Consider the following 22,179-nt stretch of genomic DNA (forward strand, 5'->3'; position numbering starts at 1 on the left):
TTGAATGCCGTTGCCATTGGATGCTTACGCTTCCATCGTATTCCCTTTCCGTCAAAAACGAAAGCTTGTCGATCGTTCCGTTACATGTCGTCTTCTTGTTCGTCCGTATTGACGAAGAAATAGGCGGTCATGGCCAAACGTTCCATCATCTGCTCCCGGAGCGCGGAGTCCTCCACGACCTCATCCATGGCCTGCTGCATGCAGCTGAGCCAAGCCGTCGCCCGGTCGGGCGTGATCGGAAAACGAATATGCCTTGCCCTCATGCGGGGATGCCCTTCTTTCATCGTGTAGAGCTGCGGTCCCCCGAAATACTGCGTCAGGAACATTTCCTGCTTTTCCATGACGGGCGTGATGTCTTCCGGAAACAGCGGAGCAAGCAGCGGATGCTTTATCACTTTCGGATAAAACGCTTCGACGATCGCGCGTATGGTTGGCGCCCCGCCCATCAATTCGTAATAGGACACCGGCCGCCGCGCGGATTCCCCCGTTTGCGACGCGTTTCCTTGATTATGGTCTGAGTTCATGAAGAAAATGAATCCTCCTTCCGGTAAATGCATGAATGTATCCATATTCCGGATCAGCCAAAAACTGCAATGCAAGCTTTGGGATCCGGCTATTTTTCATACAGGGAACGGTCCGCTTAAACCGCGTACCCTGGTTTTCCCCATCCTAATTAGTATACATAAATGTATATTAATTATTATAATCCTTTAAACCCTTTGTCAAGTACGGATCATGAATATCCTTTTACTTTTTATACATATATGTTGACTATATGCGTTGCGTGTTCTACAATTACCGTGTCCTGACTTGTACGCGCGGACGTTTCCGATCCTTTTTCTTGGCCTCCCCATACACGGTGATGCAATGTCAAGATAACCCGGTAAGGTTTGCGATATTATGGACATACTTTGTTTTAAAGATCGAAGTGGATTGAAGGTGAGAAAATTTTGACGAAGGATGATCTGGTTGCTGCGATCGCTCATATCAAAGACGAGGAGCGCCAGCTGCCGCTCACGGAGATCGGACTGATCCGGGACATTACCACGAACAAGGATCATGCCGCAATGACCGTGCTTCTCCCCCCGGATTCCGTATCGCGGGAGCAGGAGCTGAAGGAGCAAATTACCCGTGCGGTGCAAAAGACAGGAATTACCGATGTTCATATACGCTTCAAACCTATTTCAAATGAAGAAAAAAATGATATTATAGCTATTAAGCTTAATAAATCGGTGCGCCGCGCCCCGACGCTGATGAATTCCCCGCTGCTTTCCGCGGATTCCGGCGTGACTTTCATCGCCATAGCGAGCGGCAAAGGCGGCGTCGGAAAATCTACCGTCACGGTCAATCTTGCAAGAGCTTTGGCTAAGCAAGGCAAGCGGGTGGGTATCATTGACGCGGATATCTACGGACACAGCATTCCGGAAATGCTGGGGATCAAAGAGCTTCCGCAAAAGCAAGGAAACCGGATCGCCCCTGTGGAGAGCCATGGCATGAAGGTGATCTCGACGGGATTTTTCGTTCAAGGCAATAAGCCCGTCGTCTGGAGAGGCCCGATGCTCGGCAAAATGCTCGGCACGTTCCTGAACGAAGTGGATTGGGGTACCCTGGATTATATTATCTTGGATCTTCCGCCGGGAACCGGCGACGTTGCGCTTGACGTTCATAACCGGATTCCGCAGTGCGCAGAAATCGTGGTGACCACGCCTCATAAGACGGCCCACCATGTGGCAGCCCGTGCCGGCGAAATGGCGCTGCAGACGAACCATCCCATTCTTGGGGTCATCGAAAACATGTCCTATTTCACCGATCCCGAGGGAAGACGGCATTACCTTTTCGGACGCGGCGGCGGGCAGAGGCTTGCCGATGAGCTGAAGACGAAGCTGCTCGCGGAGGTACCGATTCAATCGGCCGATACGCCGGATGAAGCCGATGCGGCTTCAAACCTGTTTGACGAAAACAGCGAACAGTGGCATATTTTTATGGATTTGGCATCAAATATCATAAACAACAAACTAGCGAACTAATTTGAAAGGGTGACAGAAATGGCATACGTTATTACCTCGGCTTGCATGGATGAAAAAGCTGCCGATTGCGTGGATGTTTGTCCAGTAGATTGCATCGAGGAAGGTCCTGACCAATATTACATCGACACCGACATTTGCATCGAATGCGGAGCATGCGAAGTGGCTTGCCCGGTCGGCGCGGTATATTATGACGCGGATTTGCCTGAAGAAGAAAAAGGGTTCCTCGAAAAAGCCGAAAACTTCTTCAAAAATAGATAAGCTGATACACCAACGATACATTTCGAGTGATTGCAGCCTGTTGATCTTTCGTGTCGGCAGGCTGTCTGCACTTCGCACCCGAGCTTCAGGAAAAAAGCAGAACAGGCGGTGATGAACATGAACCAACAACTGGATATTTCAACCCGGGACAAAATCCTGCAGCTGCTGAAAACCAAAGGCGAGCTCAGTGCAAAAGAGATTACCGAGTTCATCGGAATCACTAGCATGGCCGTACGCAGGCATATCAACACGCTCGAAAAGGAAGGATTGATCGAATCGAAAACGATTCGGCAGCCGATGGGCCGCCCTACCGCGATTTATCATTTGACGGATCAGGCGGAATCCTTTTTCCCGAACAAATACCATACGTTAACGCTGGATTTGCTTGGCGAGCTTGAATTGGACGCCGGCTCCGGGATGGTCGACCGTTTATTCGAACGGCGCAGCGAATCGCTGCAAAGGAACCATGCGGCAAAGATGCAAGGCAAGACGTTCGGCGAAAAAGTCGCCATCTTGGCGGAAATCCAGAACGAAAACGGGTATATGGTCGAGCTTGAACAAAACGGCGAAGACGAATATGCACTGATGGAATACAATTGCCCGATTTCGCAAATCGCGAAGAAATACAACCACGCCTGCACCTGCGAAATGAAAATGTTCGAATCCCTGCTGGGGGCCGAAGTGGTTCGTACCGAATGCCTGGCCCAGGGCGACAAAAAGTGCGCATACACGCTTAAAAATAAAAAGAAAACCTCGCAATGAACCGGACCTTGGTCCGGAGGCCGTTCGCCTGTCAAGGAATGCAGCCTGGTTCATGCGAGGTTTTTTTATGGAATCAGACAGGATCATCCGGGCGGTCCGATTCCACGAAAAATTGCAAAGCAGCCATTTTGTTTTCCCAGAAGCGCTCGAAATAGGCGTACCACTCTTTGATCTCCTGCAGCGGCTGCGGGTCAAGGCTGTACCTGTTTTCTCTCCCGACCCTTCTCTCTTTCACGAGTCCCGCCTCCGACAAAATGCGGAGATGTTTGGACACGGCCGTCCGGCTCATCGGAAAATGGCCGCTGATGACCGTCACGGGCATTTCTTTCCCGGCTAGAAGCTTCAGCAGCTGTCTGCGCGTCGGGTCGGCAATCGCCTGAAAAACGTCGTGTTTGGCTTGCGCTTCCCCCATGGTTACCCCTCGACGTACGCGCCCAGTTTTTGATGCAGACCGGCCCAGCCTTTGTCCATCACGCCGCGAACGATCGGATGAGGTTGCCCAAACTCCGTCAGTGTATGCTCGTTCCAGCCGGAATGAATGATCGTAATTTCGGTTTGATCCCCCAGATCCTTCAATTCAAACGTCAGCGTCCAGTCTTTCCCCCACCGGAACGCGATTTTGCGGGGTTCGTCCACTTCCGTCACTTTGCACGGAGACATTCCATAGGGGCCCGCATTCAGCTGAAATTCATGGCCAACGACCGGCTCGAGATCATTGGGCATAAACCATGCCGACAGCCCTTCCGCCGTAGCGACGGCCTTCCATACCTTCTGGATCGGCGCCTTAAACACGCCGGTATACCGTATATCGGGCAAAGCCCCTTGTTTTTCATGTTCCATTGTTGATCCCTCCCGTTTTTTATACCCAAATGCGAAACCTTTTGGTTTCATTTCTTGTTTATTATATACAACCGTTTGGTTTCATATCAAGTCCAATTTTTGCCGGGGATCGTTAACCTGTATTTAAAAATAGATTCCCTCTCATTCGGTACCCTGTCGTCCTCTTTTTATTGCATTTACAACAAAACATAAATTCTATATACTTGTCATTGACGTTGAAGTCATGACGACTATTTTATCGAAAACATAAATCCGGAGAGGGTTGAAAATGATGCATTCAAAAAGAATTACACAATCCGAGGAACTAGAGGCGGCTTTCTTAATAAGAAAGAAAGTATTTGTTGAAGAACAAGGTGTGCCACTCTCAGACGAGTTTGATGAATTTGATACGCTGGATGGAGATTGTGAACATCTGCTCGCCTACTACGATGGACAACCCGTTGGCACGGGCCGGATCCGCGCTCTTGATGGAGTGGGCAAATTAGAACGTATTTGTATATTAGAACCTTACCGCAAATTGGGGATTGGAAAGAAAATCATTTCAGGATTGGAAGAAATCGCGCTTGAAAAGGGGCATCAACAAGTGAAATTACACGGGCAAACTCAGGCAGAGGGATTCTATAAAAAGCTTGGTTACCGGACTTCATCAGCTGAATTCATGGAGGATGGTATTCCCCATATGTTAATGGTCAAAAATCTTGAAACTTCCTTCATTTAAAAACAATTCCAAGGGTCATCTACTGTTAAAACACAAAAAAGCCGCAACAATGCGGCTTTTAAAGTGTAATGTTCGCTTCGTCTTGCCGTTTTTCGCCGTACGACGCTTCGCATTAACCTCTGAACTGTTTCAAAAATTGCACGGCTTTGGAAATGTCGGCTTCCGGATCTTCGCCCACTTCGCGTTCGATCGTCAAATATCCGGCATAACCGATGTCTTCGAGCGCCTTCAAATATTCCGTCCAGTTGACGCTGCCTTCGCCAAGCGGAACTTCGCGGAAATATTGGCCTTCGCCTGGAACGAACGTGTTGTGTTCGTTGACGGGCGCATCGTAGCCGAGGGACTCGTAAATGTAATGCGCCGGTACCTCGCGCAAACGGATGCCGTCCTTCGCATGGGTGTGCACAATGTAATCCTTCAGGTTGTATACGCCCTGCGCAGGATCGTCTCCCGTCACCATGACCATGTTGGCCGGGTCGAAGTTGACGGATACGCCTTTGGAGCCGAGACCGTCGAGGAATTCCTTCAATCTTGCCGAAGGCTCCGGACCGGTTTCGATCGCAAAGTAGGCGTTCATGCTGGTTGCGTACGATGCGAGCTCTTCGCAGGCATCATGCATGTTTTGATAAATCTCGCTGTTTCTATCTTCCGGCACGATTCCGATATGCGTCGTCACGACGGAAGTGCCCAGCTCGACGGCCAGATCGAGAATCCGTTTCGATTTCTCGATTTTTTCCGCGTTTACGCTTTTGTCCTGGAATCCGTAGCCGCCCAAATCGCCGACAAGCGCGGAAATTTCCAGACCAAGGGACGCAATGTACTCCTTCAGTTCTTTTCGCTGCGCAGCAGAGAGGTTTGCCGGGTCCATCTCGCCGCTTACGGCATAAATCTGAACGCCGTCCGCCCCGACCTTTTTAGCCCGCTGCAGGCCTTCTCTCACGCCTACGCGAAAGCTGTCTACAATAACGCCGATTTTATTGTTCATTACCACTGACTCCCTTCCGTATTCGTTTGATTTACGCTTCGTTCCAGAAGCGCTTTACGTTTTCCAATCCGATGCGCGTTCCTTGGACCGCGTCTTCCATCCCCTCGAATTCGATGGACAAATATCCGTCATAACCCGAAGCCTTGATCAGGCGGATCGATTCGCGCAGGTTGATGTCGCCGTGTCCGGCGATCGCCCCTCTCAAGTAATTGCCGCCGGCTGTTTTGAACCAGCCCTCGCCCGGATCCTTGGATGCATGGCGCAGGTAAAAGTCCTTGATATGAACCATGGATGCAAACGGCAGATTGTTGCGGACGGCAATAACCGGATCCTCGTCGACGCACATGAAGTTTCCGACGTCGAGCGTCGTCTTGAAGTTCGGACGGTCCACGGCGTGAACCAGCGCCTGCACGCGGTCGCTTGCTTGAATGTAATACCCGTGGTTTTCGACGCTTGTCGTAATGCCGTACTGCGCCGCATAGTCCGCAACTTGGCGGCAGGCTTCGGCCAAGCGTGGAAGCTCGCTGTTGAACTGCTTGATGGAAGTGTCGCTGCGGCCTGCCACGTCATGGCGCATCAGCTTCACGCCCAAACGGGCGGCGACGTCCACTTCTTTCTTGACGCGTTCGACTTCCTTGGCGATCTCCTCGTCGTTGTCGACGCCGAAATTGGCGTAAATCGCATAGTTGGAAACTTCGATGCCCACTTCCTTCGCTTTAGCGACGATTTGGTCCGTCAATTCGGGATTGTCGGTCAGCGAATAACCGATCGGCACGATTTCCACATGCTCCCCGCCGATTTCCGCGATTTTCTCGATAGCCTCGAGTATGGTCATTTTGCCTTCATGCACGGGACGGTACAAACTATATGTGCTTACTCCCACTTTCATAGCTGGATTTCGACTCCTTTTTCGGCGGATTCGTAAATGCCCGTCAATATTTTCATCAATTCCAATCCGTCTTCGACCGGGCTCATCGGCTCCCTGTTGTTTTGGATATTGAGGATGAACTGATCGATTTCGTTTTGGAACGCGGCTGCGAAGTTAAAGCCTTTATTGTCGATCTGCGGCTCGATGTTGACCATCACGTCGTTCTTTTCGGTCACGATCACCACCTCCGGATCGATTTCAAATCCGCCTTTGGTGCCATAAATGCGAACTCCTGCTTCATCCTTTTTCGCGTGCAGGGAGAAGCTGACGTCCACCATCAGCGATGCGCCGTTTTCAAAACGGATCAAAGCATTCGCCAAATCCTCCACCGTATTTTTGCTTGCGTCATAGTCGGCTGCCTTGTAGAAGGACAGATGCTTCACGTTCGAACGGTTGCCAAGCTTGTGATAAACGTTCCCTGAAACCGATTTCACTTTTGGTCTGCCCAGCATGTACCAACAGAGGTCAATGACGTGCACGCCGATGTCGATCAGCGGTCCGCCGCCGGAACGTTCTTTGTCCGCGAACCATCCGCCAGGGTTGCCGAGACGGCGCAAAATCGATGCTTTGGCATAATACAGCTCGCCGAATTCGTCTTTTTGGATGAATTCCTGCAGAAGGCCGATGTTCGGATCATACCGGCGTACGAAGCCGACTTGCAGCAGCTTGTCGCTGGAACGGACCGCTTTTTGGACGTTCAGCGCCTCTTCCACGGTGCGGCACAGCGGCTTTTCGACCAGGACGTGTTTGCCTGCCTGGATCGCGGCGATGCTGATTTCCGCATGGGAGTTGTTCCATGTGCAGATGCTGACGGCGTCGATTTCAGGGTTCGCGAGAAGCTCGTTGTAGTCCGTATATGTGTGCGCTGCGCCGTATTTTTGTGCGGCCGCCTTCGCTCGTTCTTCGTTCAGGTCGCAGATGGCCACGATTTCGGCATCCGGGTTTTTTTGATACGAATTCATGTGCGACTCGGAAATGGAACCTGCACCGATGATGCCCACTTTGATTTTGCTCATTTGCATTCAACGCTCCTTTTGATTTATTCTCATCTTTTGGATTGATTGGGAAGTGCTTCGATAGATGTTTTATATATATTGAATTATAATGTTTCTAGTTAAGTCTGCCATGCAAAGCCTTGCTCTTTATTTGTATAATTGTGCGATTTTGAGGTGACCGATATGGAAAGACCCCTTTCTCTGCAAGAACCGATGGATATGCCGAACCGCTTTTTCCCGATCAAAGTCCATTACACGACGACCAAAGAATACGGAATGACGCTTTTTAACCATCATTGGCACAATCATCTCGAATTCCTCTATTTCACCAAAGGATCCGCCATGATCGAGCTGAATTCCGTTCCGTACGAGGTTCGCGAGGGGGACCTGGTCGTCATAAACAGCAACGATCTGCATTACGGCGTCAGCCAATGCGACGATTTGGTCTATTATGCGATGATCCTTGACATCAAGCTGCTCCACAGCCACTCGATCGATGCGATCGAAACCAAATTCATCACGCCGATCTCGCAGAATCGGATTTTGTTCGCCAGCAAAATTACCGGCGACGCCGAAATCATCAGCTGCATATCCTCCCTCATCGAGGAGCTGAACCAGCGCGAGCTGGGATACGAGTTATCGATCAAGTCGTATTTGTATCGAATCCTGACCATTTTGCTGCGCCGATACGGAACGAATAAACTGTCCACGGAAGAGGACCATCAGCGCCTGAAGAACCTGGAGCGGTTCACGCCCGTTTTTCAATATATCGAGGAGCATTACCCCGAGGATTTGAGCGTCGATCAGCTCGCCGGGCTTGCGGGCCTCAGCCGGTTTCATTTCAGCAGATTGTTCAAAGAGCTGACCGGGCGCACCATTACGGACTATATTAATACGCTGCGGATCAACAAATCAGAATACCTGCTGCGCAACTCGCGCATGAACATTTCCGAAATCGCGTTATCGACCGGTTTTAAGGATATTTATTATTTCAGCCGCTCGTTCAAGAAATATAAGCATGTTTCGCCAAGCGAAATGCGCAAAAACTTCCATATTTAATGTAAAAACGATAGGATTCCTGGTCGAAAACAGAATTTGTCGAATGAAATTTAGGATTTTGCATGGTCAATCTCCTTTTTTCTGGGTATAATAGTTCTGAATGTTTGATATTTTATACATAAAGTATCATTTTGAGGAGGAACATATCTTTGGATCCATATTCATCCGAACAATTTAACCAGTTTCAACAAATGCCGCCGATGCAGCCGCCGAAGACCAACGGCAAGGCGATCGCAGCCCTCGTGCTCGGCATTCTCAGCCTGATGATCCCGTACGTGGGCCTGATCCTCGGCATTATCGCGATCGTCCTGGCCTGCCTCTCCTTTAAGGAGATCAAGCAGAGACAAGAAGGCGGACGCGGCCTGGCCATCGGCGGACTCGTTTGCGGCATTATAGGCACAGCCTTATATGGAATCATTATCATCATCCTCGTCATTGCCCTCATGGCCATCGGCGCTACCGACAGCTATTATGATGTACTTTCGTCGATTCCGCCTTTGACAACGGCATAATATCGCAAAAAAGGATTGAAGCATGCGCTTCAATCCTTTTTTTGGATTCGCTCGATAACACAGCGTTCGCCGTTATAATCCAGGAGAGACAAAAAGAGCTGCCCCGGCCTTGAAGACCTTGGACAGCTCTGCTGCATAAAGGAATCCTTATTTATTCCGTCACCGTACCGTAAATCAATACAGGGGCTTCGGCATGGTCGGCGATGCGGATGTTGTCGTAAATTTTGTTCATGACATCATCCACGTTTTCGCGGTTGGCATGGATCGTCACGAGCGATTCGCCTTTTTTCACGCGATCTCCGATTTTTTTGTTCAGCATCAGGCCGACGGCCAGATCGATTTCCGATTCTTTGGTCGCGCGTCCCGCTCCAAGCCACATGGCCGCCGTACCGATTTCGTCAGCGACGATTTCCGCAACGACGCCGTCTTCCTTCGCAGGAACCTCGATTTGATACTTCGCTTGCGGGAGCAGTTCGGGATGATCCACGACATCCGGATTGCCGCCTTGGTTGCGGATGAATTCCTTGAATTTCTCAAGCGCTTTGCCGTTTTTGATGACTTCCTTCAGCATTTCTTCCGCTTCTTCCAACGAGTTTGCCTTCTTCGCCAGATAAACCATTTGACGACCAAGTGCCAGGCACAATTCCTCGAGGTCTTTCGGCCCTTGGCCTTTCAGCGTATCGATCGCCTCTTTCACCTCAAGGGAGTTGCCGATGGCGAAACCAAGCGGCTGGCTCATGTCGGAGATGACGGCCATCGTGTTCCGTCCGACGTTGTTACCGATGCTGACCATCGCGTGGGCAAGCGCCTTCGCGTCGTCGACGGTTTTCATGAAAGCGCCGGCTCCCGTTTTGACGTCCAGCACGATCGCGTCAGAGCCTGCGGCGATTTTTTTACTCATGATGGAGCTCGCAATAAGGGAAATCGAATCGACCGTCCCCGTGACGTCGCGAAGCGCATACAGCTTCTTGTCCGCGGGGGTCAGGTTGCCGGTTTGGCCGATGACCGCGATTTTATGTTTGTTGACCAGCTCCACGAATTCCTCGCGTTCGATTTCCACGTGGAAACCTTCGATGGACTCCAGCTTGTCGATCGTTCCGCCGGTATGTCCCAGGCCGCGGCCGGACATTTTGGCTACCGGGATATCCAGCGCCGCGACGAGCGGTGCAAGCACCAATGTCGTCGTGTCGCCCACGCCGCCCGTGGAGTGCTTATCGACCTTGATCCCTTCGATTTCGGACAAGTCGATCGTATCGCCGGAATGAACCATAGCCATCGTCAAATCCGCCCGCTCCCGCTGGGTCATGTCTTTAAAGAAAATCGCCATCGCCAAGGCACTGACCTGGTAATCGGGAATTTCCCCTTTGGTATAGCCTTCTATGATGAAATTGATTTCTTCCGTTGTCAATTCTCCGCCGTCACGTTTCTTTTCAATCAAGTCGACCATTCTCATAGGTAGCAATGCCTCACTTTCAAAATTTAATGATATTATTCCGGCTTACAACGTGATAGCCGTTTCGAGCGCGACTTCCATCATATCGTTGAACGTCGTCTGGCGTTCTTCCGCGGTCGTTTCTTCCCCTGTCAACAAATGGTCGCTGACGGTGAGCAGCGTAAGCGCGTTGACGCCGAATTTGGCGGCAAGCGTATACAGCGCGGTCGTTTCCATTTCCACGCCGAGAATGCCGTGCTGCATCAGCTTTTCAACGACGGATTTGTCGTCGCGGTAGAAGATGTCCGAGCTGAAGACGTTGCCGACATGCAGCTTGAGGCCTTTTTCCACGCCTTTCTCATAAGCCGTTTTCAGCAGCTGGAAGCTGGCGATCGGGGAGAAGTCATAGCCGCCGAAATAATGGCGGTTGGCGCCGGAATCCGTACAAGAAGCCTGGGCCAAAATGACGTCGCGTACATGCACGTCTTTCTGCATGCTGCCGCAAGTGCCGACGCGCATCAGGTTTTTAACGCCGTATTCATTGATCAGTTCGTTCACGTAAATGCTGATGGACGGAATACCCATGCCCGTGCCTTGAACGGAAACGCGCTTTCCTTTATAAGTCCCCGTAAATCCGAGCATGCCTCGAACTTCGTTGTAGCAGGTCACATCCTGCAGGTACGTTTCCGCGATGAATTTTGCACGCAGCGGATCTCCAGGCAGCAGAATCGTTTCCGCGATATCTCCGGTTTTGGCTCCAATATGAGTACTCATGAATATGTCCTCCTGACAAGTGTTTATTATGGATAAAATAGGTTGCGAATTATTTCAAATCTTTAAGGAAGCTGGTGCCGTATTCCGGCATAGTCACGCCGAAGTTGTCCGCTACCGTTGCGCCGATGTCCGCGAACGTGTTGCGGAGCGCAAGCTCGCTGCCGCCGTTCTTGAAACGCGGAGAATACACGATCAAAGGCACGTACTCGCGGGTATGGTCCGTGCCGCGGTACGTCGGATCGTTGCCGTGGTCCGCGGTGATGATCAGCAGATCGTCGTCGGTCATTTTCGCGAAAACTTCCGGCAGGCGCGCATCGTAATCCTCAAGCGCTTGACCGTACCCTTGCGGATCGCGGCGGTGTCCGTACAGCGCGTCGAAATCGACCAGGTTCAGGAAGCTGAGACCGGTAAAGTTTTGGTCCATCGTTGCGATGAATTTGTCCATGCCGTCCATGTTCGAAGACGTGCGAATCGCTTCGGTTACGCCTTCCCCGTCATAAATATCGGAAATTTTCCCGAGGGCGATGACGTCGAAGCCACCGTCCTTCAGCTCGTTCATGACCGTGCGGTTAAACGGCTTCAGCGCATAATCGTGGCGGTTGGCCGTGCGCTTGAAAGAACCCGGCTGTCCGACGTAAGGACGCGCGATGATGCGGCCCAGCATATAAGGATCGTCCAAAGTGATCTCGCGGCAGAACTCGCAAATTTCGTAGAGTTCCTTCAGCGGAATCACGTCTTCATGCGCGGCGATCTGCAGCACGGAGTCTGCCGAAGTGTAAACGATGAGCGCACCGGTCTTCATTTGCTCTTCGCCAAGCTCGTCGATGATGGCCGTTCCGCTCGCCGGCTTGTTGCCTATGACCTTGCGTCCGGTTTTTTCTTCGATGCGCTTGATCAGCTCGTCCGGAAATCCGTCGGGGAACACGCGGAACGGCGTATCGATGTAGAGGCCCATGATTTCCCAGTGTCCGGTCATCGTGTCTTTGCCTGCGGATTTCTCCTGCATTTTCGTGTAATAGGCGAGCGGCTTATCCGCTTTGTCAACGCCCTGGATTTCGCGAATGTTGGAAAGGCCGAGCTTGCCCATATTCGGCATGTTCAATCCGCCGCGTTCTCTGGCGATATGCCCGAGCGTGTCGACGTCAAAATCGTCGAATTGTGAGGCGTCCGGCGCCTCGCCAATTCCTACCGAGTCCATGACGATCAAGTGTACGCGTTTAAATTCTGCCATTCATGATCACTCCTTCGTAATTGAGTATAACGTATCTATTTTACAAAAACACGCCGGCAATCGTTGCGGACAACACGCTGACAAGCGTCGCTCCGTACAGCAGCTTGAGGCCGAAACGCGCAACCACGTTGCCCTGCTTCTCGTGAAGTCCCTTCACCGCGCCTGCAATGATGCCGATCGAGGAGAAGTTCGCAAACGAAACGAGGAACACCGATACGATGCCGACGGCGCGGGCGGACATGGCCGTATGTTTGCCGAGCTCGAGCATGGCGACAAATTCGTTGGATACCATTTTGGTAGCCATGATGCTGCCTGCTTCCACGGCCTCCTTCCAAGGCACGCCCATCACGAAGGCAAACGGAGCGAAGACGTAACCGAGCAGTTCCTGGAAAGTGATGCCGAAGATGCCGTTAAAGATGCCGTTGATCATCGCGATCAGCGCGACGAAACCGATAAGCATCGCTGCAACGGTAATCGCGACCTTGAACCCGTCCATAATATATTCCCCGAGCATCTCGAAGAACGACTGCTTTTCGGACTCCTCCTGAACTTCCAGACTGTCTTCCTCAGGCGTCACTTTATAAGGATTCAGGATGGAAGCGATGATAAATCCGCCGAACAGATTCAGAACGAGCGCCGTCACGACGTATCTCGGGTCGATCATGGTCATGTACGCACCGACGATGGACATCGAAACCGTGGACATTGCGGATGCGCAAAGCGTGTACAAGCGGTGCTTCGGCAGCGCGCCGATCTGTTTTTTGACGGAAATGAACACTTCGGATTGCCCCAAAATGGCCGAGGCCACGGCGTTGTAGGATTCCAGCTTGCCCATGCCGTTGATCTTGCTGAGCACGAGGCCGATGAGCCGAATGATAATCGGAAGCACTTTGATGTACTGCAAAATTCCGATCAGGGCCGAAATGAAGATGATCGGCAGCAGCACGCCCAGGAAGAACGGAGCTTGTCCTTCGTTCGCTATTCCGCCGAATACGAAGTTGATGCCTTCCGCGGCATAATCCAGCAAGTTTTTGAAAATATCCGAAAATCCTTTAATCAGCGCGGTTCCGACAACCGTATTCAGCAAAATGAATGCCAGAATGAGCTGAAGAATGATCATGATGATCAATGGGCGATAGCGAATACCACGTTTGTTATTGCTGGCGACAAAAGACAGTGCAAACACGACGAGTAATCCCAATACCGCAATCAAATATTTCATGGCTGTCTCCCTAGGTTGAATTTTGTATGAAGATCCGTATGAATAAGGCTATGAAAAATCGTTTTCATAAAGCGCTTCCAGACGATTCATGAAAAAGCGGAGCATGGATGTTTCGCCTCTCCGCTTTGCGTCCAGGCGGCTGACGCCGCCCGGTTTGAAGCATTAGTAGGAAGACGTCGACTGGCCGCCCTCCATAATTTTTACGCCGGAGCTCGCTCCGATGCGGGTAGCGCCCGCTTCGATCATTTTGTTCATGTCTTCCAAGCTGCGGACTCCTCCGGAAGCTTTCACGCCAACGTTCGGGCCGACCGTCTGACGCATCAAACGGACATCCTCCGGCGTCGCGCCTCCCGTGGAAAATCCGGTCGAGGTTTTCACGAAATCTGCACCCGCTTTCACGGACAAGCGGCTGGCGCGCTCCTTCTCTTCATCCGTAAGCAGGCAGGTTTCGATAATGACTTTTACAAGCGCTTTCCCTTTGGCTGCGTCAACGACGGCTTTGATATCCTGCTCCACGAAATCGTCCTGCTTGTCCTTCAGAGCCCCGATATTAATGACCATGTCGACTTCGGTTGCGCCGTTTTCGATCGCATTTTGCGTTTCGAACGCCTTCACGGCCGATGTGGTTGCTCCCAGAGGGAACCCGATGACCGTGCACACTTTTACTTTCGTGCCGCTTAACTGCTCGGCGGCATATTTAACCCATGTCGGGTTTACGCATACAGAAGCAAATTCGTATTTTTTCGCTTCTTCCGTCAATTTTTGAATTTCGCTTTGGGTTGCATCCGCGCGAAGCAACGTATGATCGATCATACCTGCAAGATTTGTCATCATGTCATCTCCTTCAAGAATAATTACCCAAAAATATTGCGCTTTCTTTCCTTGCTGCAGAAATATCATAACACTCGCCAGAACATATGTAAACACTGTCTTGAAATTATGTTCATGGCGGTTTTGTGGCATTCACCAGCCTATTTTGCGCAAAAAAATCTGCCATATGTATCTATGGCAGATTTTGAAATCCTTAAACCGTCAGGGCTTGGGCCGTGAACTGGTCCGTGATCAAAATGTTCGCGTACCCTCCGGCCAATGCCGCGCGGATCGCATCCACCTTGCTTTGCCCGCCGGCAACCAGGATGGACTTTTCCTTTTTCCGCAATTCGTGCAAATCGATGCCGACCGTCCGGTTGTTGATCTCCTCGCTGCAGATGTTGCCGTCCTTGTCGAAAAAACGGGAAGAGATATCTCCGACGCCTTTTTTCTTCAGCAGCTTTTGCTCCTCATCGGTAAAATAACCGAGCCTGAACAGCAGCGCATCCTCCCTTACCGTCCCGACCGTAAACACGGCAATGTTCGCTTGCTTGCCCAGCTCGATGATCCTGCTGATGTGCCGGTCCTCTTCCACGATGCGTTTCAAGGCGATATTATCGAAAATGACCGGAAGCGGAAGGTAGCGGGCCACCGTTTGATAAGCTTCGGCAAATAAATTGACCGTATCCGCCGCGTACGTGTTGACGTGGGAGTGGCTGACGCCTCCCTTGAGCTGGACGACTTCGACTCCCCTGACGCTTTTGGGCTGCAGCTGCTTCGCCACCGCAAACATCGTCGTCCCCCAGGTTACGCCGATAATATCTTTGTCTTGAACGTTGTCGTACAAATAATCGGCGGTTTGTTTGGCGATATGCTTTTGAATTTCTTCATAGGTATTCAGGGGAGAATAACAGACCTGGACCGTATCCAGCCCGTATTTCTGTTCCAGCTTTTTCGATAAAATATGGGAGTCTTCCTGAGGATCCACGATCTCGATTTTGACGTACCCCTGCTCCTTCGCGAACTGCAGCAGCCTCGATACCGTCGGACGGGACACGCCGAGCCGCTGCGCGATGTCCTGCTGGCTGAAATCCGATTGATAGTAAAGTCTCGCAGCTTCAATCGACAATCGTTGTTTTTCTATGTCCATTCTTTGATCATCACCCGTCTTTTCTCTCTCTTACGTCATGAGCCGTTCATCTCGCGCGCCGGATCGTGCAATTCCCCGATCGCTTGCCTGATTCCTTTTTGCAAGATATGCTTTTTCCGGCGCCGTTTATTTGTTAAGATAGTTATTGTGAATTTTTCCGTCACAATCAGTATAACAAAAATAGTCGATGAACGTACATCGTCAAAGACAAGGCCGGCCTTCGACCACAAGGATGGACTTCAACACGAGACCTGCGGATTGCAGACGGGGCCGGGCCCGATAGAAAGTGAGCGATCATGAAAAATACATATTCCCCGTACTTTGAATTTGACCGGAACGCATGGGCGTTGTCCCGGGATTTGCCCTCTCTCACGATATCGGAAGAAGAGTTCGAAGAGTTAAAGGGCTTAAACGAAAAAATTTCGATCGAAGAGGTATCCGCCGTATATTTGCCGCTTGCGCGGCTGATCCATTTATACGTCAGCTCTTTTGCACAGCTTCAATCGAAGATGAGTTCGTTTTTGAGCGTCCCTGCGCCGAAAGCCCCGTTTGTCATCGGCATAGCAGGCAGCGTCAGCGTAGGCAAAAGCACGACCGCCAGATTGCTGCAAACGCTTTTATCCCGCTGGCCCGAGCATCCCAAGGTCGATCTGGTGACGACCGACGGTTTTCTGTACCCCAACCGGGTGCTTGAAGCCAAAGGCATCATGAACAAAAAGGGCTTTCCGGAAAGCTACGACATCAACAAACTGATGCATTTTATCAGCAGCGTCAAGTCCGGCGAACCCGCCCTTCATGCTCCGTTATATTCCCATTTCGAATATGACGTTCTGAAGGACCGCACGCAACTTGTGGACCGGCCCGATATTTTGATCGTCGAAGGGATCAACGTGCTGCAGGTGAACACCAGCGAGCCGTTTTTCGTCAGCGACTTTTTTGATTTTTCAATCTATATCGATGCCGACGAAGAGAACATCCGCAAATGGTACATCGAAAGGTTCCTTCTGCTCCGCGATTCGGCCTTCCAGGACCCCCGTTCGTATTTCCACAAATACGCGACGCTCTCGGAGGAAGAAGCGATCGGCACCGCGGCCAAAATCTGGCAGGACATCAACGCCAAAAACCTGCACGAAAATATTTTGCCGACGAAGGAACGGGCCAAACTGATCATCAAAAAAGGCTCGGATCATTTAATCGAAAAAGTGATGCTTCGCAAATAACGGATTCGAATTCTCATATAACGGGTGCCGCCTGCGTCCTAAAGCGGACGAAACCAGCGCGGCGCCCACCAATTGTATTTCCCCAGCAGCTTCATCAAGGACGGCACCACAAGCAGCCGCAGCAGCGTAACGTCAATCCATACGGCAGAAGCGATGCCGGCCCCGAGCTGCCTAACCCCTTCCACCTCTCCAAAAGCAAACGGCAGCGTCACCGCGATTAGTATGGCTGCTGCGGCCGTAATGAGTTTCCCCGTAGAAGCCAATCCTTCTTGAATGGCAGCATCCACTTGTCCCGTTTCCCGGAACGCTTCGGTCATCCGCGACAGCAGAAACACCCCGTAATCCATGCTTACGCCGAAAACCAAACCAAAAACAAACACAGGAACCATGACGGCAATCTCCCCCGGCGATGAACCAGCCAACCCGCTCTGAAACACGATCACCAGGACGCCGAACGAGGCCGCGATGGTGAGCAGGTTCATAAGAACCGCCTTCACCGGGATCAACACCGAACGGAAAGCCGCAAACAATACCAGCATATTGGTAATGACGATAAAAGCCAGCATGCGGGGCAATGCACCGGCAACCGCGTCGATGACCTCCTGCCGGGATTTGGCTTCGCCCCCGAGCAGCACGCGGATGCCTGATTGTCCCGCCTCTTTTTCCAGGCTTCGCAGCCAGGTATGGACCTCCGCCGAGCCCGGCTCTCCCATGTAAGAAATCCGGTAGAAGACTGTATTTAAATAGGAATTATCCTTGAAAACGGGTACCGGCAATGGTTTGATGCCAATAACCGAAACGTCTTTTTGGATCCGCCTGATCCAGGCTGCCGCTTCCGTTCGTTCTTCGGGCGTAAATCTCCTTCCTGAAGGCTGCATGGCAAGCAGCACCTCGGAGACGCCGTCCTGCCGAAAATACGTGCGGATCGCTTCATCGGCTTTTCTTGATTCCGTTTCGGGAGGTAGGGAACGTGCATCCGGTACCGTCGTGGTCATCCGCGAGGCGGGAAAAAGCAACAGCATCATGAGGCAGCATCCGGCCAGCAAAATCCTCCCTGGTCTACGCATGACCTTTTCAGCCCAAAGAGCCCAAAATCTGCGGCTTCGGTCGTCCGGGAATGCTTGTCCGGCCCGCTTCCGTACCAGCCACGGTGAAATGAATCGCAGCAGCGCCGGCACCAGGCTTAAATTTACGGCCGCCGACAGGATCACGACGATGATGGCGCAAAGGGATGCGCTCCGGAACATCGGCATCGGGATGAAAGCGACGGCAATCAATCCGCATAAGACGCATGCGCTCGAAACATAAACGGCTCGTCCCGAAGTGCGAAGCGTTACCTGCAGCGCTTTTTCCGGATGGCTCCTCCCCAGCTCTTCCCGGAAACGGTTCGTCATAATAAAGGCGAAGTCCAGACATAGCGCCAGTCCGGTCATCGGAATGACGTTCAGGATGAAATTGGACAGCTCGAGATCGAAAGCGGTGCCCAGCATCGCTACGAAGCCCATCGCCGTTGACACGGAAAGCAATCCCATCAAAACGGGAACCAGCGCATACCAAAAGCCGCCGAACGAAAGCAACAAAATGAGGAAAGCAAGCGGAATCCCGAAACGTTCCGCCCGTTTGAAATCATGCATACTCGCTTGATTGACATCCTCCTGGACCACCGTTTTCCCCGTCAATTGGATCGTGATGCCTTCGAGATGCGGCAGTCGGTCCCGAATCCGGTTCAATAGATTTTTGCGCTCTTCCGGGGGCTCATCCGTTCCAATGAGGGCATATGCTGCATCCGTTGCCATCTGCTCGCGATGTTTCAGAGGAGACTGTACGAATGCAACTCCGTCCAGTACGGCCAGTCTCTTCAAGGTATCTTCGATAATCTCTGAAAATCGGGCATGCGAAACGGTTGGCTGCCTTTGGAACACGACGATCACCGGATCTTCCGGCATGCCGCCGTTTTCCTCAAGGAGCCGCTGTACTTCGTACGAGCTGCCTTTGGTGTATAAACCGGGACCTTGGACGATAAAAGGGAGCCGTGCCGAAAACGATCCGAATATAACAAAAAACGCCATCCAGCATGCCGCGATTGCACCCGAATGGCGATATACGAACCGAAACAACCACTCACCCATACCCGTCATCCCCGTTTTCCGGCGCCGTTTGCGGACCCATTCGGGTGGACTTGACCACAACATCGCCCAGCTGAGGGAACATGCGTGCGCAGGCCGTGAATATTCGCGGAACAACCGGCATGTTGGCCAACGCCTGCAGACGGCGTCCTAAGCGCAAAATCGATGCATATTCCCTTTGCATGTCAAGTCGATATGCGCGGTACCATTCTTCCATGCTCATGGCGTTCCGGAGGTACTTATCGCCGTAATGGGCGCATCTCCCTGCCGATCGCAGCGCGGCGGACATGCCATCGCCAAACAACGGCGGAATCATCGCGCCGGCGTCGCCAATCTGGGGCACGATTCCCCAAACGTCGGGCTCCAAGGACAAATAGACAGGGGCAATCGATACCTCCGAATCCGGAATCACCGTCCCGCCGGCCAGCCGCTCCGCTAGATGCTTGTTATCGGCTGCAGCCGATAGCAGGAGCTCCCGCACGGAGTTGCCTTTGCGGCGGATCCGGTCCAGCGGCAGGAGAGCCGCGACGTTCGTTTTCCCCCCTTCGACGGGTGAAATGCCGATATAGCCATGCCTGATAAAATAAAGCTCCACCGCCTGATCGGTGGCTACTCCGCCGAAATGGGCCTTGATTCCGATATAGGCTGTTCTTCCGCGCCTTTTTGCCGGTCGTGCCGCCAGTTCCGTTCGGGGATGCACTCCCCAAGCGGCAAAAACGGTACGGGCATACAGGATGTTGCTCCCTCCCGCCGAGCGGATGCCGATGCGAAATGCCCCCGAATCGGCGGCGATGCTGGATACCGACGTTCCGGTATGCACTTGTGTGCCGGCTTTTTCCGCAGCCTCGAGCAGAACCGCATCCATTTCATACCGGCTTAAGCCCCATGCAGGTTGCTCCAGTTTGGCTTCGACGACGCCCCCATGCCTGAAAACGATCCGCGCCTTCGTGATCCGGCCAGGCTGCAGCGCCTTCAGCGCCTCATAAACGCCAAGTTCCTTGAATACTTCGAGCGTTTCCGGCGAAAGGAATTCTCCGCAGGCTTTATGCCTGGGAAAACGGAGCCGGTCGAACAACATGGTGTTCCATCCGAGGCTGCCAAGACGGATTGCCAGACTGCTTCCGGCCAGTCCTCCCCCTATTACCACCGCGTCCGGCATTTCGGCGCCCCCCCTCAACATTAGTTCCCTGCGTGTCCTTTTTTGAAAATCACGACCGTATACCGAAACAACGGTTTCCACCGGTATTTCAAATCGTAGCTTCCATGCTGCTTGATCGCCTCGCTTAACCTGTTCCAATCTTTGGCTTGAAATCCTTTCGCAACGGAAAGCGGCCCGTCATGGCGGATATAACGGTTTTTGGAGAAGATGCGGGCTGCCAGCCAAACCGCGGACCAGGCCAGCCAATGGCGGTGAATGTCGCTGATGACGATGCCGAGCCTTGCGGACTTCAACATATGTCCCGTCACATCCGCCAGCCGCTCGTCCGGAAAATGGTGCAGAAATTGCGAACATATCAGCATATCGGCTGCCGATTCGGCAACGTCGAACACGTTTCGCCTGATCGCACGGACGCGAGGTTCGTTCGTAAATATCCGATTGGCTTCGCGGCAAGCTTCATCGGTCATGTCTACCAACGTCATGCGGATCCGGATGCCGTTGCGATCGGCCCAGCGGAGAATACGTCGGTTCAATTCCCCCGAACCTGCTCCGATATCCATCACATGAAGGTCGTTCGGGCAGCCTGAACGCCTCCATAATTCCTTCACGCCGCTTAGGACCGGTCCGGAGGCCGCGAATATCCGATTGAGCAATCGTAGATGGCGGAGCGCTTCCTCGAGTTCCTTGCCGCCTGCATCAAAATCGTCCATGTATTCTTCTTGGGGCGAACGGCCGTCGAGCGCTTTAAACATATGCGCCTTCACTCCCCGCCGATTGTACCGCTTCCGCTTTGGATAAATAAGTAAACGCCATCAGCTCCGCCGTTAATCCCGGACCAAAAGCAAGCGAAATGCCATCGGCCCGATCGATCTTCTGTCTGGCGAGCTCGAATTTCATTTCTTTCAGGACAAACAAAATCGTGGCCGATGACAGGTTCCCGAAATTTTTCAAGACGTTGCGGCTGTATGAAACCTGAGATTCCTCCAAGGCAAACATCTCCCGCACGGCGTCTATGATGCCCCGCCCTCCGGGATGGATGGCCCACAGCGACGGCAAACTCCGCTTGCCAAGCAGCATTTCTGCCTCTTCGCGGAGGAAAGATTTCAGCCGTTTGGGGATGTCTGGGGACAGATACAGATCGAATCCCCAGTCTCCAACCCTCCAGATCATCTCCTCCCGCGAATCCGGAACCAGCACGGCATGCCCTTGTCCAAGCCGGAATATGTGCTCCTGACCGTCGGCGGCGGTTTCGACGATGCACGCCGATGCGCCGTCTCCGAAAAAGGACGCCCCGAACAGCGTTTCGCGGGAGGTCGGCGGCTGAAAATGGATGGTGCAAAGCTCGACGCAGACGATCAGCACCTTGTAATCCGCATCGCTTTCGGCGATCGTTCTGGCGAGCTGGACGGCTTTTAGCCCGGCATGGCAGCCTTGAAACACGAATGGGATGCGGTTCACCCGCCAAGGCAATCCCAATTCCTGGACGAGCATGGAATCCAATCCGGGCAGAAACTGTCCCGTACAGCTCACTGTAATCAGATGCGTGACGTTTGCCGGGCCGATCCCGGCATCCGCCATCGCTTCCCGGGCCGCGTGGACGGCAAGCGGGACCGATTCCCGTTCATATGTATTCATCCGGTGCGCCGTCGACGGAACCGGCATGCCGGGCCGGTCAGGCAAATAACGGCATTTTCCCGCCGGCTCCAAAAATTCCGGTTCGCACGTATAACGCGTTTCGACGCCGCATTGCCTGAAAATTCTTCGGGCCCATCGCGTGATGTCCAAATCATCTCGGCAGGACTCCGCGATTCTCTCAAAAACTTCATCCTGCTGCAGCTTGTACGGCGGGATGCTTGTCCCGATCCCGGTGACCGCCGTTCTGCCCGCGTATACGGATGCCATCATCTGCGACTCCGCCCCTCTCTTCGAAAACCGTATTCAGACGCCGTTCACCGGCGTTGACATGATCGT

Annotated in this window: 23 protein-coding genes; 7 read left to right on the plus strand and 16 right to left on the minus strand. The window is 52.4% G+C overall.

From position 1 onward, the window contains the following. Nucleotides 1-80: 80 nt before the first annotated feature. Nucleotides 81-524: a globin gene (locus MKY58_RS13410; protein ID WP_339324966.1), complete on the minus strand. Its 444-nt coding sequence runs from the start codon at nucleotides 522-524 to the stop codon at nucleotides 81-83. A gap of 426 nt (nucleotides 525-950) precedes the next feature. On the opposite strand from MKY58_RS13410, the gene MKY58_RS13415 reads away from it, so the two are divergent. From MKY58_RS13415 to MKY58_RS13425, 3 genes are all read left to right on the plus strand, one after another. Further along, nucleotides 951-2,027 (plus strand): P-loop NTPase, encoded by a 1,077-nt coding sequence (locus MKY58_RS13415; protein WP_339324967.1) that lies wholly within the window; start codon nucleotides 951-953, stop codon nucleotides 2,025-2,027. An 18-nt stretch (nucleotides 2,028-2,045) separates the two neighbouring features. Further along, nucleotides 2,046-2,285, plus strand: a complete 240-nt coding sequence (locus MKY58_RS13420; RefSeq protein ID WP_036709799.1) for a 4Fe-4S dicluster domain-containing protein — start codon at nucleotides 2,046-2,048, stop codon at nucleotides 2,283-2,285. Nucleotides 2,286-2,402: 117 nt separating this feature from the next. Continuing rightward, nucleotides 2,403-3,047: a metalloregulator ArsR/SmtB family transcription factor gene (locus tag MKY58_RS13425; RefSeq protein ID WP_036709801.1), complete on the plus strand. Its 645-nt coding sequence runs from the start codon at nucleotides 2,403-2,405 to the stop codon at nucleotides 3,045-3,047. A gap of 73 nt (nucleotides 3,048-3,120) precedes the next feature. Here MKY58_RS13425 and MKY58_RS13430 read toward each other — a convergent pair whose 3' ends face one another. Next, complete coding sequence (locus MKY58_RS13430) at nucleotides 3,121-3,459, minus strand: metalloregulator ArsR/SmtB family transcription factor (protein WP_339324968.1); 339 nt, start codon at nucleotides 3,457-3,459, stop codon at nucleotides 3,121-3,123. Nucleotides 3,460-3,461: 2 nt separating this feature from the next. Next, a complete protein-coding gene (locus tag MKY58_RS13435; RefSeq protein ID WP_036709805.1) occupies nucleotides 3,462-3,887 on the minus strand; it encodes an SRPBCC domain-containing protein in 426 nt (141 codons plus the stop codon). Between the two features lie 271 nt (nucleotides 3,888-4,158). Between MKY58_RS13435 and MKY58_RS13440 the strand changes: the two genes are divergently transcribed. Then, complete coding sequence (locus MKY58_RS13440) at nucleotides 4,159-4,605, plus strand: GNAT family N-acetyltransferase (protein ID WP_339325145.1); 447 nt, start codon at nucleotides 4,159-4,161, stop codon at nucleotides 4,603-4,605. A gap of 112 nt (nucleotides 4,606-4,717) precedes the next feature. On the opposite strand, the gene MKY58_RS13445 is transcribed toward MKY58_RS13440, so the two are convergent. The 3 genes from MKY58_RS13445 to MKY58_RS13455 are packed head-to-tail and all read right to left on the minus strand — an operon-like array spanning nucleotide 4,718 to nucleotide 7,534. Then, entirely contained in the window at nucleotides 4,718-5,590 is an 873-nt protein-coding gene (locus MKY58_RS13445; protein ID WP_339324969.1) for a sugar phosphate isomerase/epimerase family protein, read from the minus strand. 31 nt (nucleotides 5,591-5,621) lie between these two features. Continuing rightward, a complete protein-coding gene (locus tag MKY58_RS13450) occupies nucleotides 5,622-6,479 on the minus strand; it encodes a sugar phosphate isomerase/epimerase family protein (protein WP_339324970.1) in 858 nt (285 codons plus the stop codon). Then, nucleotides 6,476-7,534, minus strand: coding sequence for a Gfo/Idh/MocA family oxidoreductase (locus MKY58_RS13455; RefSeq protein ID WP_339324971.1), 1,059 nt, complete (start codon nucleotides 7,532-7,534; stop codon nucleotides 6,476-6,478). The genes MKY58_RS13450 and MKY58_RS13455 overlap by 4 nt, the downstream gene beginning before the upstream one ends. Nucleotides 7,535-7,696: 162 nt before the next feature. On the opposite strand from MKY58_RS13455, the gene MKY58_RS13460 reads away from it, so the two are divergent. Then, a complete protein-coding gene (locus MKY58_RS13460; protein ID WP_036709818.1) occupies nucleotides 7,697-8,572 on the plus strand; it encodes an AraC family transcriptional regulator in 876 nt (291 codons plus the stop codon). A 149-nt stretch (nucleotides 8,573-8,721) separates the two neighbouring features. Further along, on the plus strand, nucleotides 8,722-9,084 hold the full coding sequence (locus MKY58_RS13465; RefSeq protein WP_339324972.1) for a DUF4190 domain-containing protein: 363 nt from the start codon (nucleotides 8,722-8,724) through the stop codon (nucleotides 9,082-9,084). Between the two features lie 151 nt (nucleotides 9,085-9,235). Here the strand turns inward: MKY58_RS13465 and MKY58_RS13470 are convergent, their stop codons facing one another. From MKY58_RS13470 to MKY58_RS13495, 6 genes are all read right to left on the minus strand, one after another. Then, nucleotides 9,236-10,537 carry a pyrimidine-nucleoside phosphorylase gene (locus MKY58_RS13470; protein ID WP_339324973.1) on the minus strand — a complete coding sequence of 434 codons (1,302 nt, stop codon included), beginning with the start codon at nucleotides 10,535-10,537 and terminating at the stop codon, nucleotides 9,236-9,238. Nucleotides 10,538-10,582: 45 nt separating this feature from the next. After that, nucleotides 10,583-11,290 carry a purine-nucleoside phosphorylase gene (gene deoD, locus MKY58_RS13475; RefSeq protein ID WP_036709826.1) on the minus strand — a complete coding sequence of 236 codons (708 nt, stop codon included), beginning with the start codon at nucleotides 11,288-11,290 and terminating at the stop codon, nucleotides 10,583-10,585. Between the two features lie 49 nt (nucleotides 11,291-11,339). Next, the gene (gene deoB, locus MKY58_RS13480; RefSeq protein WP_339324974.1) at nucleotides 11,340-12,521 is read right to left on the minus strand and encodes a phosphopentomutase; all 1,182 of its coding nucleotides are present in this window, start codon (nucleotides 12,519-12,521) and stop codon (nucleotides 11,340-11,342) included. A 40-nt stretch (nucleotides 12,522-12,561) separates the two neighbouring features. Then, nucleotides 12,562-13,743, minus strand: coding sequence for a NupC/NupG family nucleoside CNT transporter (locus MKY58_RS13485; protein WP_339324975.1), 1,182 nt, complete (start codon nucleotides 13,741-13,743; stop codon nucleotides 12,562-12,564). A gap of 162 nt (nucleotides 13,744-13,905) precedes the next feature. Beyond that, complete coding sequence (gene deoC, locus MKY58_RS13490; RefSeq protein ID WP_212949666.1) at nucleotides 13,906-14,577, minus strand: deoxyribose-phosphate aldolase; 672 nt, start codon at nucleotides 14,575-14,577, stop codon at nucleotides 13,906-13,908. Between the two features lie 190 nt (nucleotides 14,578-14,767). Next, nucleotides 14,768-15,703 carry a sugar-binding transcriptional regulator gene (locus tag MKY58_RS13495; RefSeq protein WP_036709837.1) on the minus strand — a complete coding sequence of 312 codons (936 nt, stop codon included), beginning with the start codon at nucleotides 15,701-15,703 and terminating at the stop codon, nucleotides 14,768-14,770. Between the two features lie 296 nt (nucleotides 15,704-15,999). Here MKY58_RS13495 and coaA point away from each other — a divergent pair, with 296 nt between their 5' ends. Then, nucleotides 16,000-16,923 carry a type I pantothenate kinase gene (gene coaA, locus MKY58_RS13500; RefSeq protein ID WP_339324976.1) on the plus strand — a complete coding sequence of 308 codons (924 nt, stop codon included), beginning with the start codon at nucleotides 16,000-16,002 and terminating at the stop codon, nucleotides 16,921-16,923. Between the two features lie 38 nt (nucleotides 16,924-16,961). Here coaA and MKY58_RS13505 read toward each other — a convergent pair whose 3' ends face one another. The 4 genes from MKY58_RS13505 to MKY58_RS13520 are packed head-to-tail and all read right to left on the minus strand — an operon-like array spanning nucleotide 16,962 to nucleotide 22,113. Then, nucleotides 16,962-19,052, minus strand: coding sequence for an MMPL family transporter (locus MKY58_RS13505; protein WP_339324977.1), 2,091 nt, complete (start codon nucleotides 19,050-19,052; stop codon nucleotides 16,962-16,964). Further along, nucleotides 19,045-20,208 carry an NAD(P)/FAD-dependent oxidoreductase gene (locus MKY58_RS13510; RefSeq protein ID WP_339324978.1) on the minus strand — a complete coding sequence of 388 codons (1,164 nt, stop codon included), beginning with the start codon at nucleotides 20,206-20,208 and terminating at the stop codon, nucleotides 19,045-19,047. The genes MKY58_RS13505 and MKY58_RS13510 overlap by 8 nt, the downstream gene beginning before the upstream one ends. A gap of 20 nt (nucleotides 20,209-20,228) precedes the next feature. Then, the gene (locus MKY58_RS13515; protein ID WP_036709843.1) at nucleotides 20,229-20,960 is read right to left on the minus strand and encodes a methyltransferase domain-containing protein; all 732 of its coding nucleotides are present in this window, start codon (nucleotides 20,958-20,960) and stop codon (nucleotides 20,229-20,231) included. Continuing rightward, nucleotides 20,953-22,113: a type III polyketide synthase gene (locus MKY58_RS13520; protein ID WP_339324979.1), complete on the minus strand. Its 1,161-nt coding sequence runs from the start codon at nucleotides 22,111-22,113 to the stop codon at nucleotides 20,953-20,955. The genes MKY58_RS13515 and MKY58_RS13520 overlap by 8 nt, the downstream gene beginning before the upstream one ends. Nucleotides 22,114-22,179 lie beyond the last annotated feature (66 nt).

Source organism: Paenibacillus sp. FSL W8-0194 (genome assembly GCF_037969745.1).
In the GTDB taxonomy this organism is placed as follows: Bacteria; Bacillota; Bacilli; order Paenibacillales; family Paenibacillaceae; genus Paenibacillus_AQ; species Paenibacillus_AQ cookii.

Bases quoted from the DNA above. Each gene is read 5' to 3' on its own strand.
- MKY58_RS13410 (WP_339324966.1), bottom strand. From the start codon at position 524: ATGAACTCAGACCATAATCAAGGAAACGCGTCGCAAACGGGGGAATCC.
- MKY58_RS13420 (WP_036709799.1), top strand. From the start codon at position 2,046: ATGGCATACGTTATTACCTCGGCTTGCATGGATGAAAAAGCTGCCGAT.
- MKY58_RS13425 (WP_036709801.1), top strand. From the start codon at position 2,403: ATGAACCAACAACTGGATATTTCAACCCGGGACAAAATCCTGCAGCTG.
- MKY58_RS13430 (WP_339324968.1), bottom strand. From the start codon at position 3,459: ATGGGGGAAGCGCAAGCCAAACACGACGTTTTTCAGGCGATTGCCGAC.
- MKY58_RS13435 (WP_036709805.1), bottom strand. From the start codon at position 3,887: ATGGAACATGAAAAACAAGGGGCTTTGCCCGATATACGGTATACCGGC.
- MKY58_RS13440 (WP_339325145.1), top strand. From the start codon at position 4,159: ATGCATTCAAAAAGAATTACACAATCCGAGGAACTAGAGGCGGCTTTC.
- MKY58_RS13445 (WP_339324969.1), bottom strand. From the start codon at position 5,590: ATGAACAATAAAATCGGCGTTATTGTAGACAGCTTTCGCGTAGGCGTG.
- MKY58_RS13450 (WP_339324970.1), bottom strand. From the start codon at position 6,479: ATGAAAGTGGGAGTAAGCACATATAGTTTGTACCGTCCCGTGCATGAA.
- MKY58_RS13455 (WP_339324971.1), bottom strand. From the start codon at position 7,534: ATGAGCAAAATCAAAGTGGGCATCATCGGTGCAGGTTCCATTTCCGAG.
- MKY58_RS13460 (WP_036709818.1), top strand. From the start codon at position 7,697: ATGGAAAGACCCCTTTCTCTGCAAGAACCGATGGATATGCCGAACCGC.
- MKY58_RS13470 (WP_339324973.1), bottom strand. From the start codon at position 10,537: ATGAGAATGGTCGACTTGATTGAAAAGAAACGTGACGGCGGAGAATTG.
- deoD (WP_036709826.1), bottom strand. From the start codon at position 11,290: ATGAGTACTCATATTGGAGCCAAAACCGGAGATATCGCGGAAACGATT.
- deoB (WP_339324974.1), bottom strand. From the start codon at position 12,521: ATGGCAGAATTTAAACGCGTACACTTGATCGTCATGGACTCGGTAGGA.
- MKY58_RS13485 (WP_339324975.1), bottom strand. From the start codon at position 13,743: ATGAAATATTTGATTGCGGTATTGGGATTACTCGTCGTGTTTGCACTG.
- deoC (WP_212949666.1), bottom strand. From the start codon at position 14,577: ATGATGACAAATCTTGCAGGTATGATCGATCATACGTTGCTTCGCGCG.
- MKY58_RS13495 (WP_036709837.1), bottom strand. From the start codon at position 15,703: ATGGACATAGAAAAACAACGATTGTCGATTGAAGCTGCGAGACTTTAC.
- coaA (WP_339324976.1), top strand. From the start codon at position 16,000: ATGAAAAATACATATTCCCCGTACTTTGAATTTGACCGGAACGCATGG.
- MKY58_RS13505 (WP_339324977.1), bottom strand. From the start codon at position 19,052: ATGGGTGAGTGGTTGTTTCGGTTCGTATATCGCCATTCGGGTGCAATC.
- MKY58_RS13510 (WP_339324978.1), bottom strand. From the start codon at position 20,208: ATGCCGGACGCGGTGGTAATAGGGGGAGGACTGGCCGGAAGCAGTCTG.
- MKY58_RS13515 (WP_036709843.1), bottom strand. From the start codon at position 20,960: ATGTTTAAAGCGCTCGACGGCCGTTCGCCCCAAGAAGAATACATGGAC.
- MKY58_RS13520 (WP_339324979.1), bottom strand. From the start codon at position 22,113: ATGATGGCATCCGTATACGCGGGCAGAACGGCGGTCACCGGGATCGGG.